The 14,922-nt window shown below is 38.3% G+C and carries 10 protein-coding genes; 4 read left to right on the top strand and 6 right to left on the bottom strand.

The features are described from left to right. Nucleotides 1-296: 296 nt before the first annotated feature. Entirely contained in the window at nucleotides 297-2,834 is a 2,538-nt protein-coding gene (locus L6494_RS07670) for a sialidase family protein (RefSeq protein ID WP_237993418.1), read from the top strand. Nucleotides 2,835-2,890: 56 nt separating this feature from the next. Here L6494_RS07670 and L6494_RS07665 read toward each other — a convergent pair whose 3' ends face one another. Continuing rightward, on the bottom strand, nucleotides 2,891-4,231 hold the full coding sequence (locus L6494_RS07665) for an oligosaccharide flippase family protein (RefSeq protein WP_237993416.1): 1,341 nt from the start codon (nucleotides 4,229-4,231) through the stop codon (nucleotides 2,891-2,893). An 816-nt stretch (nucleotides 4,232-5,047) separates the two neighbouring features. Here L6494_RS07665 and L6494_RS07660 point away from each other — a divergent pair. Genes L6494_RS07660 through L6494_RS07650 form a run of 3 tightly spaced genes read left to right on the top strand, consistent with a single transcriptional unit; the run spans nucleotide 5,048 to nucleotide 8,452 of the window. Next, entirely contained in the window at nucleotides 5,048-6,172 is a 1,125-nt protein-coding gene (locus L6494_RS07660; RefSeq protein ID WP_237993414.1) for an acyltransferase family protein, read from the top strand. Next, nucleotides 6,169-7,194 (top strand): NAD-dependent epimerase/dehydratase family protein, encoded by a 1,026-nt coding sequence (locus L6494_RS07655; RefSeq protein ID WP_237993412.1) that lies wholly within the window; start codon nucleotides 6,169-6,171, stop codon nucleotides 7,192-7,194. Before L6494_RS07660 ends, L6494_RS07655 begins: the two co-directional genes overlap by 4 nt. Before the next feature lie 46 nt (nucleotides 7,195-7,240). Beyond that, the gene (locus L6494_RS07650) at nucleotides 7,241-8,452 is read left to right on the top strand and encodes a glycosyltransferase (protein WP_237993410.1); all 1,212 of its coding nucleotides are present in this window, start codon (nucleotides 7,241-7,243) and stop codon (nucleotides 8,450-8,452) included. 93 nt (nucleotides 8,453-8,545) lie between these two features. On the opposite strand, the gene L6494_RS07645 is transcribed toward L6494_RS07650, so the two are convergent. The 5 genes from L6494_RS07645 to L6494_RS07625 all read right to left on the bottom strand — a co-directional run bounded on the left by L6494_RS07645 (nucleotide 8,546) and on the right by L6494_RS07625 (nucleotide 14,784). Continuing rightward, nucleotides 8,546-9,673 (bottom strand): acyltransferase family protein, encoded by a 1,128-nt coding sequence (locus tag L6494_RS07645; RefSeq protein ID WP_237993408.1) that lies wholly within the window; start codon nucleotides 9,671-9,673, stop codon nucleotides 8,546-8,548. A gap of 158 nt (nucleotides 9,674-9,831) precedes the next feature. Beyond that, entirely contained in the window at nucleotides 9,832-11,025 is a 1,194-nt protein-coding gene (locus L6494_RS07640) for a Gfo/Idh/MocA family protein (RefSeq protein ID WP_237993406.1), read from the bottom strand. 65 nt (nucleotides 11,026-11,090) lie between these two features. Further along, the gene (locus L6494_RS07635) at nucleotides 11,091-12,086 is read right to left on the bottom strand and encodes a glycosyltransferase family 2 protein (protein ID WP_237993404.1); all 996 of its coding nucleotides are present in this window, start codon (nucleotides 12,084-12,086) and stop codon (nucleotides 11,091-11,093) included. 123 nt (nucleotides 12,087-12,209) lie between these two features. Continuing rightward, complete coding sequence (locus L6494_RS07630; RefSeq protein WP_237993402.1) at nucleotides 12,210-13,127, bottom strand: O-antigen ligase family protein; 918 nt, start codon at nucleotides 13,125-13,127, stop codon at nucleotides 12,210-12,212. A 397-nt stretch (nucleotides 13,128-13,524) separates the two neighbouring features. Continuing rightward, entirely contained in the window at nucleotides 13,525-14,784 is a 1,260-nt protein-coding gene (locus tag L6494_RS07625; RefSeq protein WP_237993400.1) for a glycosyltransferase, read from the bottom strand. Nucleotides 14,785-14,922: the final 138 nt, after the last annotated feature.

The raw sequence follows: 14,922 nt of genomic DNA, 5'->3' as shown, positions 1-14,922 counted from the left end.
ATCATTCTCATAAATGAGCTATTTTAGTTATAGTAAAATAGCTTCAATTTGTTGAAAATTACGACAATCCATTTCAACAAAAAGATGTAAGGATTTTTTCAGGCTTCATATTCTATTTATATGGGAGTTGGAGTTAAATAAAAACTTTACAAGTCAAAATCTTGTAAAGATATGTGAGCATAGGACAACCAAGTACAAGCAAGCTGAATAGTCACGATTATTTGGCTTAATTCCAATGCTTTTTATCTGGAAGATTTTTCTGATTTTTCCGTTCCTTACAACTCTTGTTAGAAAACATGAATATTCATCACCAGCTAGGTTTAACACTTTTTACAAGAAAGTTTAAACCCCTACTCTTGTATGGATTAACAGGATTAACACTATCAATTTTATCAAGTTCTACATTTACCCCTGTAGTATGTGGTCAATCAATTGCATCTTCCTTATTCAATTGGAAGAGTGTCAATATTCAGGGCATGGGCTATGTAACTGGTTTGGTAATATCGCCATTATCACCTTATGATGTCTACGTCCGCACAGACATCGGTGGTATCTATCGATTTGATGTTCAAAATAATCGATGGCTTCCACTTATGGATATGTTCGATTCCAACTTTTCTGGCGGAGGAATCGGGGTAGAAAGCATTGCTGTAGATTATCAAAATCCTCAGAGAGTTTATGCAGTCGTTAAGCGAAACAACTCATCATACCAAGAATCTAAACTAACAAAATATAAGTTTTCTGGCGAGGTCATGGTTTCCAACGATAGAGGAGCAAGTTGGCAACCAACAGGTTTAGGAGCTAGAAATATCTTCGTTGGTCCTAACCAAGCTTACCGACATAACACAGGTGAAAGGTTAGCAGTTGATCCTAACAAGTCTGATGTACTTTATTTTGCCTCTCGGAGGAATGGCCTTTGGAAAAAGACTAGTCAAACAGCATGGTCTCAAGTATTTGGAGGACTACCTGCGGCTAGTAGCTTGCCCAAATATCAAAACTCTAATGGTTCTGACAATCCAGACATTCCAGGTTTTACCTTTGTTGTGTTTGACAAAAATAGTGGTGCATCCAATAATTCCAGCCAAAAAATCTATGTTGGTGTTCATGGGAGTGGTGTTTGGTCTAGTACCGACGGTGGTAAATCTTGGCTGAATATTGTAGGAAGTACAAACCCATTACGTGCAGTCGTTGCTTCTGATGGAACTTTGTACGTCAGTTCTGGTGATTCGGACACCAAGACAGGTTCGGTTCGCAAGTATAAAAATGGTGTATGGACTAACATCACACCTCATGGTACTAACAGAATCTATTCATCTGTGACAGTACAGTCAGACCAGCCAAACACCATCATGGCAATTTCAGATCGATATGTATATCGCTCTACAAATGGTGGTAGCAGATGGACTAAACAGACTCTATACATGGGTGCTTATGACGCTAATTATCCCCAAGATCCGGTTAATTGCTCTGCACCCCCTTACTATCAGTCATATTCTGCCACTGGTGCATCCGTGGCAGTAATTGACCCCAGTAATCCCAAAAGAGTTTGGTGGACAAACGGTTGGGGTGTAGCAAGAACTGATGACGTAACTGTTGCTAACCCGACCTACAAATGGTTAATGGAAAATTTAGAAGAACTGGATGCCAATATGGTGCGTGTTCCTCCCAAGCCCAAAGCCTTGGGAGGGGCTGATTTGTTGAGTGCTGTACAAGATATGATTGGCTTTCGCCATGAAGACCGCAACCAAGTGCCAACCGCCCATTTTAATCCAGTTAATATTCCTATTAACCCGGCGTATCAATGGGCAAACCCGAAGTGGACGGTTTATCCCATGCCGTTCCCCCACGTTGCTGGTGCTACGGGGCTAGATTACTCTTATAAAAATCCTGATTATGCAGCATTTGTAGGGTTTCATCAATGGCAGGGTTATTGGCCAGTTCACGGTATAACTCAAGATAATGGTAAAACTTGGCGAGGGTTTGCTTCTGTCCCTTCAGAGATGCTTTGGAAATCAGACAAGTCTGGTCAACAATTAGTCATGCCTAGTGGTGGACAGATAGCTATGTCTCCCACGAATCCGCAAAATATGGTTTGGGTTCCTAGTTGGGGAACTTGGCCTCACTACACCACAGATGGGGGAAAAACTTGGAAACTTACCTATAACGTAGATCACCCACCGCGACCTGTGCCTTATGATCCTCAAAATAATAATCATACACATTACCAAGCACTACCAAAAGCTTGGGCTAACAGTATTTCGCCTTGGGTAAGTACTTATATATTGGCCTCAGACCGCCAAGACCCAGAAGGGAAGACTTTCTATTACTACGACGGTTGGACATTTTATTACAGCAAAGATGGTGGTGCGAATTGGCGAAAAGGTGCATCTGGAACTCTTCCTACATGGAAGCTTCGTCCAACCATAGTTCCGAATCCTACAAAAATGGGTGATGTATGGATGAGTTTTGCTCGTAACCCCGAAGAAGCTAATGGGAACAAACTGTATCGTTCAACTGATGGTGGTAAGACTTTTACTAGTATCCCATCAGTAGATAGCTGCGAATTCATGACTTTTGGTAAGGGTTCTTCTGATGCTAAACCCTACATCTACATTTTTGGTCGTGTGGGTGGCGCGACCAAAGACACTATGTACAAGTCTGAAAATATGGGACAGAGTTGGATTAAAATCAGTAATCCTAACGTCTTGCAATTCCCTGGAATTCTTCATATGGAGGGTGATATGCGATCGCCTAATCTTGTTTATGTTTCATTAACAGGCCGTGGCATTATGGTAGGTGAGAAAAATGTTACTAGTACAGGGCAGCGTAAATGAAAGCACTATCTAAAATAGTTATAAATTTTGTTTGGTTCTGTGGAATGTTGAATGCTCTACATTATCCCCTGAATAGGTAGCCCAAAACCTATATAATACCTAATGATTAGAAACAGACTCAATATTCCTATAAACAAGGCTGTCATTTGAATATCCTGGTCTAGACAAGATAGCTGTTCTTGTCCTAGACCATAAAGGTTGACTATATATAATGGCAAATCGCTAAGTGCAATTAAAATAATTGCTCCCACTAAACCAAAATTGAAAAATGCTAGAGGTAATCCAATACTAACCATCAAAAACCCAGCTATATTACTTTGTGCTGAATACAAGGATTTTCCAATTGCCAATAGTGCAGGGTTAATGGAGTGAAACAACACCGAAACCCAAATACCACAAGCTAAAATTGGCATCATCCAAGTTGCTTCTTCATATCTATTGTCATAAAGTAATTTAATCATTAGATCCCCAACTGTCGCGAAACTAGCTAGAAAAATACCAAACCCTATTAATATCAAACGACGTTGGCGGAGAATCTTATTTCGCAAAGTTAAACGCGGTATATCGGCTTGAGTAGAAATAGCTGGAAATATCACTCGATGGCTAATTTGTTTAATCATCTCGCGGGGTATGCCTGCTAGAGTGTAGGCTACAGCATAAACACCTAAAAGTTTAAATGAGAGTAACTTAGCAAGAATTAAACGATCTGATTGCTCATTTAAAAATGTCATGCCTGATGCTAAGAACATCCATTTACCAAAAGACACTATTTCATTTACTGAATCTTGATCCCAAGTAAAACGATTTGAATATCCTGGCATTAACCAGTAAGTACCTATCATTGAATATATTGAACTCAATACCACTCCAACAGCTAGAATTACCAGACTTTTGTTCAAATAAGCCAATAAAACTAGGGTCAAGAGCGAGAGCATTTGTGTAGTAAGATTAAATATGGTTAATTTGCCTAAATCCATACGACGATTGAGAATATGCCTACTATTGGAAGAAAATCCGTCGAAGACTGAGGAAAGTCCAACAATAGGAATTAGCCACAGAAGTCTATCTTCATTATAAAAATTCGCCATCGGCCAGGTGAGCAGTAGACACAATAGCCAAATTACAAAACCACGAATTACTCCTAGTGTCCAGGCAGTGTTTAAAAAAACTGGTTCATCACCACGTTTATTGTTGACAATACTTTGGGAAATCCCAAGGTCAGAGAATAACTCTATGCCAATTCTCAAAGTATTAACTACAGCCATTAGACCAAAAAATTCCGGTGTTAGTAAGCGAGTGAGAACCAAGTTACTTCCTAAGCGCAGGATCTGGCTAGATCCGTAGCCTGCAATTGTCCAGATTGTTCCTCTGATAGCTAGTTTTTTTAAGGATGTCATATGATTTATATATAGAATTTTGAGATATTACACTTAACTATAAAATATACTTTTTAGCAAAGTTTGAGCATGACCCCAGACTGGCTTGGTAAAAAGCGCCGCAAACGGTAGTAAGATACTGGCGATTTCAACTGGTATTGTTGTATTCATTGGAAGATACACACAATTGTCTTGCAATCTCAGTGTATTGCGCGAGTCAAAGTTATTCACCAAGACTTTATTTAAACGTTATGTATGCAGCAAAACCCACATTTTTTAGTGATCTCCTACATTGGTAATGACCCGCAGCGAAAAATGGATAACGTCGCGCTAAGTAAATACCGTTTTTAGAAGTTATTTGTTGTTTACTATTTGCTGACCTTAGTTTGCATAAATAATTGACAGTATAACAGTATCATAGTATTCTCATAAAGTAAAATACTTAGCTAGATGTAAATATTATTATACGTAATAAATAAGTAGTTTTTTTAAATTTATCATAAAGATTATTTAGTGATTTGATGATGTGAAAGACCTAAATATTTACAAAGTAGCCTCATTCAAGGAGTTTAACTAACTGAAAGATGGTTTTGGGTGTACTAGCATTAATTACGTCTAAATGCTTCAATTTAGAATGACATGAAAAAAAACTTGTTTTGAACGTAAAATTTATCACAGAAGTGGTGATTGATTAGTGATTTTTATCAGTATTTGAATAGTAGTAACTAAACCTTCACAGAATTATCAATGCAAGCAGGGAAAATATTACTAAAATCAGTAATGATTAGGTCAATTTAAATCTAGGTTACAAAATATCAAGAGAAGCACCAATAAATAATGAATCCAACATTTTCAATCCAGTCTTCAGATGTTAAGCCAAAAGCTCATTTCCATTTCCTGGACGGGTTACGAGCTATTGCTGCTTTTTGGGTAATTTTATACCATGTTGGTCCAGATGATCGTTTGACTCAATTAACGAAATTATTGCCTGAATGGTTAGTCACCATAATCTTCAAATCTGGTAGTCTCGGAGTAAGTATATTTTTTGTCCTCAGTGGTTTTGTAATTGCCTACTCAATGCGTAACGCCAAGATTGATCTAAAATATTTTCAAGGTTTTACTCTACGTCGCTTTATACGTCTGAGTCCACCATATTATGTAGCAATTATTATTGCTCTAGCGTTCGCACTATTATCGTCTTATGCCAAAGGTAATGCTTTTGCACCTATGGGTGAGCCTGTTTCTTTACAGAGGTTGTTTGCCCATTTATTTTATGTGCAGAGTTTTTTCGGATTTCAACATATTGATGATGTCTACTGGACATTATGTTTGGAAGTACAGTTCTATTTAGTTTTTGGCGTACTATTGGGCTTATCACAATGGCTAAATTACAGGTTTAATTTCAATTATGGTTTGGCTATTGTGTTTATCCCGTCTGCGATAGTTGCAGTCTTATTTCCTATGGGCATCCTTGGGGATCAAGGTAGACCAATAACATTTTTACCTTTATGGTATGGTTTTTTACTGGGAGTGTTTGCTTATTGGTCATGGCAGAATAAATGGAAACGCAATTTATTTTATTTGTATTCAGTAATATTGGTGGCGGTAGGAGTAATTAATTCATCAATTTTTGCGATCGCTTGTGTACTGACTGCTGTCATGATACTAGAAGTTGCCAGAGCAAACTGTTTACACACTTGGTTTAGTTGGTCATGGCTGCAATTTTTAGGCAATATTTCTTACACTCTCTACTTAACTCATGTACCTTTATTGGGTGCTGTTTTTTTTGTATTTCAGAAATTTTTTGGACACAGTCTCGTAAGTGAATTACTGAGCTTAGTTGTAGCAATTTCTGTTTGCATTGCTTGTGCTGTATTAATGTGGCAATTTGTAGAGAAGCCATCAATTAAGTGGAGTCGGAGTATTAAACTGGTCAATAGTACAGAGGCGATTAAGGCATGAAATTACTGGTGACAGGAGCATCCGGCTTTCTTGGACAGTATGTTGTTCTAGCCGCATTACAACGTGGGCATCAAGTGCGTGTAGCCATCAGGCCAAGCACGGATGAAAAATCTTTACCTTGGTATCACCATCCGGCATTAGAAGTAGTTTGTCTAGATTTGACGCAACCGCATCTTTTACCAGCTGCTTTACAGGAAATTGATGGAGTGATTCACTTAGCGGCAGCAAAAGCTGGAGATTTTGATGCACAGTATGCTAGTACCGTTGTAGCAACAGAGAAGTTACTGGTAGGAATGGCGGCGACTCAGGTGTTACGACTAGTGGCAATTAGTACCTTCTCAGTGTTTGACTATCTCAACATACCATCTAATACAACTATCGATGAAGACTCAATTCTTGAAAAGAAGCCACAGCAGCGTGATGTGTATGCACAAGTCAAATTAGTCCAAGAAAGTCTTTTTCGGAGGTTTGAGCAGGAAAATGGGGGACAGGTAACAATTATCCGTCCAGGAATGATTTATGGGCGAGACCATCTGTGGAATGCTTGTTTGGGTGTGAAGGTGAGCGATCGCCTGTGGATAAGGATTGGTAATCACGCCCAAATGCCTCTGACTTATGTGGAAAATTGTGCTGAGGCAATCGTCAAAGCTGTAGAGTGTGATCAGACAATTGGTCAAACCTTGAATATTGTCGATGATGATTTGCCAACTCAACGTGTCTATGCTCATAAAATCGCTAAATTTATGGCGCGATCGCCATACACCATTATTATCAGTTGGACAGTAATGCGTCTGTTAGCTGAGTCAATCTGGCTGTGTAATCAGTTACTGTTGGCAGGTAAAATGAAACTACCTGGCATTTTTATCCCAGCTAGATTACACGCCCGCTTTAAACCACTACACTACAGCAACATTCACGCCCAACAAGTGTTGAATTGGAAACCAAAGTATTCACTCGATGCTTCCCTGGAGCGCAGTTGTAGTGACATTGAGTTGTTGAATGTGCAGCATCAACTGACTTAAGTAACCTTCATACCCCCTCAATTAGAAATTAATAATTATTTAATCTATGCGTATTGCCTATCTAACCGGAGAGTATCCCAGGGCAACAGACACGTTTATCCAACGTGAAGTAGCAGTTCTACGTGAATTGGGTGTAGACGTAGATACATTTTCTATCCGTCGCACTGGTGATGAACATATCGTTGGGGTAGAACAGCAGGTAGAACGCGATCGCACTTTTTATATACTGCCTGTAAATCCCATACGTCTTTTGTTGGCACATAGCCATCTATTATTCAGTTCACCACTTAGATATTTCAAGGCCTTAAAGCTAGCGTGGGCAACACGGCAACATGGTGTACGCGGTACACTTTATCAACTGTTTTACTTTCTGGAAGCGGGAATTCTGTCTGCACAAATTCGTCAAAGGCAGATTATCCATCTACATAACCACTTTGCTGATTCCAGTTGTACAGTCTCAATGTTGGCGGCTGTATTAGGAGGCTTTACTTATAGCTTTACAATGCACGGGCCTTACATTTTCTTTGAACCACATCGCTGGCGCATTGATGAAAAAATCAACAGAGCCTTATTTGTAGCTTGTATCAGCCACTACTGCCGTAGTCAAGGCATGATATTTGCAGATGCGGATAAATGGCAGCAAATGCACATTATCCATTGCGGTATTGACCCTGCTTTATTTGATGCTGTGATCCATAAAGAGTCAAGTCAACGATTGCTTTATGTAGGTCGATTGGCAGTAGTCAAAGGTTTGCCCATCCTCTTGGAAAGTCTAGCCATCTTGCAGCGATCGCATCCCAATATTTTACTTACTGTTGTCGGTGATGGAGCAGATCGCTCTCAATTGGAACAAATGACTGAACAATTAGGATTAAGTGGCAATGTCAAATTTGTGGGCTACCAATCTCAAACTGAAGTACGTAAATATATGCAGGAAACTGATATATTTGTGATGTCCAGTTTTGCTGAAGGCGTACCAGTCGTACTTATGGAAGCAATGGCGGCTGGTGTCCCTGTGGTAGCAACGCAGATTGCTGGAGTCAGCGAGTTAGTAGAAAATAATATTAATGGCTATCTTGTACCACCAGGAGATACTATTTCCCTCGCAGATGGCATAGAAAAATTATTAAGCAATCATCAACTACGCAGCGTTTTGGGTGCAGCAGGGCGCACAAAAGTTGCTAAAGAGTTTAATATTTACAATGAAGTTGCGAGTTTGTATAGTGTGATGAAGACTTATCTGCAAAGCAATAACTAATCACCCTTTTCAGGATAACTACCATATTTACATTTAATAGAGACGTTGCATTGCAACGTCTCTACAAGCATTACTGATGTTTATTCAGTTAAATTACGAACGAGAAAACTTCTTACGTACCTGTATTAGAGGATTTTCAACCAACAGGTAAATTGCGTATGCTAAGACTAGGGAAATTAATAGAGAAACTGCTCCTTGTATCAATTTATTAAATTGTGGCAGATAATCCTGTACTGCGTAAATAACAGTGTGATGTACTAGATAAAGTGAGTATGTCAGTATTCCCAGAAGGCGTATCCAATTTAAATTTAGTAATTGGAATAATCCCCAATTGGGAAAGCGAATTGCTGTTACAAATATCGGATAAATTCCAATGCCTTGAATAGTATACCGAAATGTTTCTTGAAATTCAGGTGAACGATATAAAAGAGAAAACAGAATTAAAACAATACCGCCAGGTAAAAAGAAATATTTCCATACAGTCTGAGAGTATGATTCTCTATCCATTACAGGATTACCATGTACTGCTAATATAGAGCCGAAAAGTATACTATCTAATCTAGTATCTGAAGCGTAATATGTACGTATGTCAGTTACTCCTAAAGCATAAACAAGAATACATCGCCAAACTAATGTCGCTAAACATAATCCCCCAAAAACAAACATTTGTTGTTGGGAACTGAGATTCTTTTTCCGTAGAAATATGTAAAGTAGAGGAAAAATAAGGTAGAAGTGTTCTTCAACAGCTAAAGACCAAAACACATTACTCCCGTCAGTCATACCACTACCAATAAATATTGAATAGTAGTTGTTATAGTGTAGAACTTGAGACAAAAAGGCTGGTAGATGAATTTCTCCCTCCAACCAGCCAAAAATAGTCAATCCAGCACCTAGTAATAAGACAAAATAATATGCCGGCCAAATTCGCAATACACGCCTGAAATAAAAGCTTTTAAAATTTATAGTTTGGTACTTTTCATACTCTTTTCTGAGCAGTGTTGTAATTAAGTAGCCGCTCATAAAGAACAATATAGTTACACCCAAGCCGCCAGGTATAAAATGTCCAAGTCCTGCATGAGCTAAAAACACAATAAAAAAAGCGGCCGTTCTCATACCATCTAGAGATGGTATATAGAATTTTGGCTTTGTTTTTTTATTATCTATAGGATTAGGATTACTTGTGAGTGATTGTAATGATTCTGCTAAAAATTTTTCTTCCATATTTGTATAGTTTTTCGGTATTGATGCTTAAGTGGTTAGCTGATTTTGCTGATTTTTAGGTAAGAAAAAAAGCCAAAATTTTGATAAGATAATATCTTATTTAAGATGTAGCTTTTATGCCAATTGTGACTATTAAGCTTTTGTCCTGAAAACATTAATTATTTTACCCAAGACATTGGTAAAATTGGCTCAAAAGAGGTAGTCATTTTATAGGTACAGCCTGTCTCTAAAGAGTTATGGATGGCTAACACCAGTTCATTGTTATGCAGAGAAAATTTCGTGGAAATTCGGCAAGGCCTATTTTGGGCGATCGCTTCTGCCATTTCGTCCACACCCCGACAAAAATCCATTTGTTGCGCGCCTCTATATCCTAGTCTGGGAGCTGGTTTGACTAGTGGGTAACGTTGTTTCCAAACCCCTTCTAGTCTTTTTCTACCAATGGTGATACTACGGCGGATATAAACTGACGCTCCATAATACCAGGAATCATGAATACCCAAGATCCCGCGATCGCCAATAATCCTTAATGAGTGATCATGGGGGGCGACAATACTACACGTCAACCTAGCAACTACGCCAGAAGCAAATTTAATACAGGCTACAGAAAAGTCAGGAGCATTCACATCTAATGGGATATCAGTCTGTTTATCAGGAACTAGACAAGATGAGAAAGCCGTTACTGTTTCTGCTGGACCGAAAAAGGCAGTTAGCCATGTAACATAATAGCCAGCGTGTTCTAAAGTGCAGCCAACCTCAAATTCATCTTTATAAGGCCAGGCAGTACCTGATTCACTTACCCATTTTTGGTAAGGCATTTGATGAACTAGTCCGTCATCCATTTCTGCATAAACTAGTCTCACTGTGCCAATTTGATTTTCTCTGAGAGCTTTCCAAATTGTTTGTGCTGTTTCACTCAAAAGACTACATGGAGCTGAGGAAAGATACAAACCTTTTTGTGCAGCTAAGTTTGCTAGTTCTTCAGCTTGCCACATTTCCATTGCCAAAGGTTTTTCAGAATAGATATGTTTACCAGCCTCTAAACACGCCTTGGAAACAGAATAATGACTACTGGGGTTGGTCAGATTTAAGACAATATCAATTTGGGTATCTGCCAGTAGTTCATCTAGTGAATTATAAATCCGAGTAATGCCATGATAGGCAGCAAAATGGGCGGCGCGATCGCTATTGCGATCCATTACCCCTAATAACTTTAGCCCTGGATGGAGTGGCAAAGTTTTGAGGTAATAGTCTGCTACAAAGCCGCAGCCCACAATAGCGATTGATTTTTCGTATGTTTTAGTCTTTGCTAAGGAGCTTAGAACAGCAAATTTCTCTAGTGCCTTAATTAGCATGAAATTTTTCCTGCCTGCAACCAAAGATCAAAAATATTTTGCATAACATCAAATTTTCACTCAACTTAAGTAGCATTTTTATATTCAATAATGGTGGTTTTTTGCTTTAATAACTGGGCTATATGAAATTGTATTTGACCTTGTACTTGAGGAAATTTGCCTAATACACAAAACAGAGCGTAAGCGATTGCATCCTCTGATGAAAATCCTCGCTGCCGGATATACTGATTGATTCGGTAAGCTAGAATGCTATAAGCAATTAATAGTAAAATTATGCTCATTCCGTTAGTTACCCATGCAGTCGTAACTGCTAATAATGGCAATAACAGACCCCACAGCCAAATACTGCGGCTTTCTTTCACCCAATGCTTTTCAGGACTAGCACCGTGTAACCAAGATCCCTCAGCGTAAGCATAACCACCTCGTTGCGATCGCTTCCACCATTGACTCAGACGAGTAATTTGAGCATCATGTAATGTCATATCTGCATCTATGCGAATGACTTTACCGCCTGCTCGACGCAATCGAACACACAGTTCAGGTTCTTCACCAGCAATCAAAGTCGGATTGAATCCTCCAACATTTTTGAATGCCTTCACCCTCATCATAGAATCACCACCGCAAGCTCTAGCTTCACCAATGGCAGTGTCCCATTCAATATCGCATAGGCGATTATAGATAGATTTAGCTGGAAATTCTTCCCTGCGCCGACCACACACCACTACAAACTGGGGTCTAGCAATTAATTCACTCATTGCATTCTTCAACCATCCTTCGGCTACTCGACAGTCACCATCCACAAACTGCACAAATTCTATATTTGGTTCTACTTTTAGTAAATGTTCAAAACCAACATTTCTGGCACGAGCAGCAGTAAATGGAATAGATAAGTCAAGCTCTACTACATATATACCCAAAGACTGAGCTAATACCACACTATCATCAGTTGAACCAGAATCTACATAAACAACTTTTACCTCTTCACTCAATATTGATAGTAAACATTTATGTAGACGATTCCCTTCATTTCTGCCGATGACCACTACTCCAACTGAAAGCACTATTAACCCCCATCCCTAGATTCTATTTCTATTAACTATATGCTATGTAGCTTTGGTTTATGTTTTAATATCATTATCAAAATATGAAATCTGAACTTTATTTTCTTATAGTTTTTTCACTCACTAAGTTTCTTTTCTGTGCTTTATGGATAAAGACATGGCTGTTGTTAAATATAAAACCCAATAAATGGTAGCTCCTCGCAGCAAATAGCTTTCCGTAATGTTATTCATTGCTAAGAAAGTCAAAAAAGCCATAGGCCAAATATCCTCTTGCTTTTTAGAGCTATAAGCCATCCGCAATGAACGAACATAAGAGATTAAAAAAACTGCTACGAAAAGTGCAAGCCCTATCAAACCAACATCTAGCCCTAAATCAATAAAACCATTATGAGCATGGGGAGGGCGAAACCAAGAGGACAATTGTCTACCAGCAGCAAAGGCATAAGGACTCTGCGGATCCCAAAATGCCCCTCGTCCAAAACCTAGTAAAGGTCTTTCCTCTATTTGCAATAGTGCATAATCCCAAATTACTGTCCGTCCAGTCATAGTAGGATCTCTCCCTAGACCATTCACAATATTAACCCATTCAGTTAAAACAAATGTAGCGATACAGCTAAAAATCAGAACGCCAATATCTAGATAAACTACACTAATTTTTCCTTTCCACCGAAAATTTTTATATAGCAGGAGAATAAATATCAGCAAACAAGAAATTACAAGAGAAGTTTTTGAGGTAGAAAGTAATATCATCACTAGTGACATACTATAACCAACCCACTTATATAGTTTATCTATTGGCTTTTCTACAGGTAGTGAAAAAAAGGCTACTGAGCTTAATACCATCATGCTACCGAAAGTATTTTTATAGTCATAAATTCCTTTCCAAGCTCCTGCGTGTCCTCCTTGATGTATAGCAATTCCAGGCATAAAAATACCGTAAAAAAGACTTAATAAAATCCCTAAAGCGAATGTTGAGGCAATTAACTTAACTTGCTCTTTCAAACTAAATCGTGTTGCGAAATATAGTGCAAACATAGTCATTTGTAAAACTTCTCGCAAATTCTTAATTGTAGATACTGGATATAGTGACCAGAAAAATGACAATAAGATTATTATTGTCAATATACAAAGCAAAATATTTCGTCGGATTGCATATAGGACTATTCTTCTCTGACTATAAATTGCAATTCCAGTAATTCCCCATATCAAATATCTAACCAAAAATACAATAGCAGGAGATGGAAATATCCTGGCTATAGCACCCACGAAAAAGGTTAAGCTTATAATTACAAAACATATTTCAGATCTAGCTATAATTTTTTTCATAAAAAATATTAGGTTATATTTTTATTTGACTTGTATAGACTAATTGGAGTTGAATTAGTTAAAATATACAAGCAATTTCAATATCTCAGACGATTAATTAAATTAATATTCATTAATAGTTTATATCTAGATAGTGCTTAATTAAATCACTGCGATTTTTGAATAAAGATACTTGATCAAACTGTTGACCAGATAAAGCGGCATTGAAAATTAATTTACTTAATTTTTCTCTGTCTGAATTGAGATAAACTATTAAATTAGCTAGCTCTTGCCAATTGTAAATTGGCACAAATGCACCACCTCCAAATTCAGATACTAATCCTTCGGAATAATGACTGCTGTAACCGATGATAGGGCAACCAGAAACTAAAGATTCAACTAAGCATCGGGGTGATTCTGGTGTTATGTGACAGAATAGAAAAATATGATTATTTCTCATTGTCTCTAAAATTTGGCTGCGGTCGCTAACAAATCCAGCAAAATGGATTTTATCAGCAATACCTAATTTATCAGCCAGGGATTTCATATCTGAGAGTAGTGGACCATCACCCATCCAAGTAGCCTTTAGGTTCACCCCACCTTGACAAAGATGATGTATAACGCGTACCCAATCCAAAGGACCTTTCATGTCTGAGGCTCTTCCTGCGTAGCAAAGCCGCAATGGTTCATTATCTAATACTGATTTAATTTTGAGGTCCAGACGAGAAATATCGATTTGGTCTGACTTTTTTGTATGCGTATTATAAGCACAATAAGCATTGTCACAGAAAGCAGAATATGCTGAATAGCAGTCCTGACCTTGGAAAAGTCCTACTTTGCTACGACGAATTAGATAACGTTGGTAGGGTTTGATGAAGGGTAGAGTCACAAAATTTTTTATCAGACGCTTGATTGGTATGTTCTTCCGTGACGCTTTCGTAAATAAAGTTCGAGCTATTACTTCATATTCAACACGATCCGCAGACACAGCATAAGGACGCTGGAGTTTCATCGCTTCCAAACAAGCGATCGCGGCCCAATCTCCAATCAATCCACTTAGTGCAAAACAAAGATATTGACACTCTTGAATTTTGGCACTTAATAGCTGACTGGTAGTTTTGTAAGTCTTAATGAAATCTGGAATTTTATAAGCATAAGGCAATGGAACTAATTCCACTCGATCTGCACAGGGTAAATCAGCGATCGCTTGCAATTTTATAGATGATTCGCTCTCGTCAACTAGGTATTCTGGCATGAGAGGACAAGCCATAACGACACGATCAAAGTTATCCGCCCAACGAGTTAAACTTTCACAAGTTTGATCATCAAATGCTAAACGCTCTTCTATTTTCCTAAACAGAACAGGTCTGACTAGTAAAATTTTGCTATCCATAGATACTTTTCATACCCCAATTTAATTCTGTTTTGCAATACTCAGGATTCAGCGAGTCTTGGCATAGCCTTTTCTGGGTAAAGCGTAATGCTGATAAATCTCTCCAAATCCAGTCAATTTTATGCTCCCAGTCCAAAT

This window comes from Nostoc sp. UHCC 0870, from assembly GCF_022063185.1.
GTDB lineage: Bacteria > Cyanobacteriota > Cyanobacteriia > Cyanobacteriales > Nostocaceae > Trichormus.
The sequence above is the reverse complement of the archived record's forward strand: the minus strand, read 5'-3'. Positions and strand labels throughout refer to the sequence as shown.

Excerpts from the sequence above, each read along its gene's own strand:
- L6494_RS07650 (WP_237993410.1), top strand. The coding sequence starts at position 7,241 with ATGCGTATTGCCTATCTAACCGGAGAGTATCCCAGGGCAACAGACACG.
- L6494_RS07655 (WP_237993412.1), top strand. The coding sequence starts at position 6,169 with ATGAAATTACTGGTGACAGGAGCATCCGGCTTTCTTGGACAGTATGTT.
- L6494_RS07670 (WP_237993418.1), top strand. The coding sequence starts at position 297 with ATGAATATTCATCACCAGCTAGGTTTAACACTTTTTACAAGAAAGTTT.
- L6494_RS07630 (WP_237993402.1), bottom strand. The coding sequence starts at position 13,127 with ATGACTATGTTTGCACTATATTTCGCAACACGATTTAGTTTGAAAGAG.
- L6494_RS07645 (WP_237993408.1), bottom strand. The coding sequence starts at position 9,673 with ATGGAAGAAAAATTTTTAGCAGAATCATTACAATCACTCACAAGTAAT.
- L6494_RS07625 (WP_237993400.1), bottom strand. The coding sequence starts at position 14,784 with ATGGATAGCAAAATTTTACTAGTCAGACCTGTTCTGTTTAGGAAAATA.
- L6494_RS07665 (WP_237993416.1), bottom strand. The coding sequence starts at position 4,231 with ATGACATCCTTAAAAAAACTAGCTATCAGAGGAACAATCTGGACAATT.
- L6494_RS07660 (WP_237993414.1), top strand. The coding sequence starts at position 5,048 with ATGAATCCAACATTTTCAATCCAGTCTTCAGATGTTAAGCCAAAAGCT.
- L6494_RS07640 (WP_237993406.1), bottom strand. The coding sequence starts at position 11,025 with ATGCTAATTAAGGCACTAGAGAAATTTGCTGTTCTAAGCTCCTTAGCA.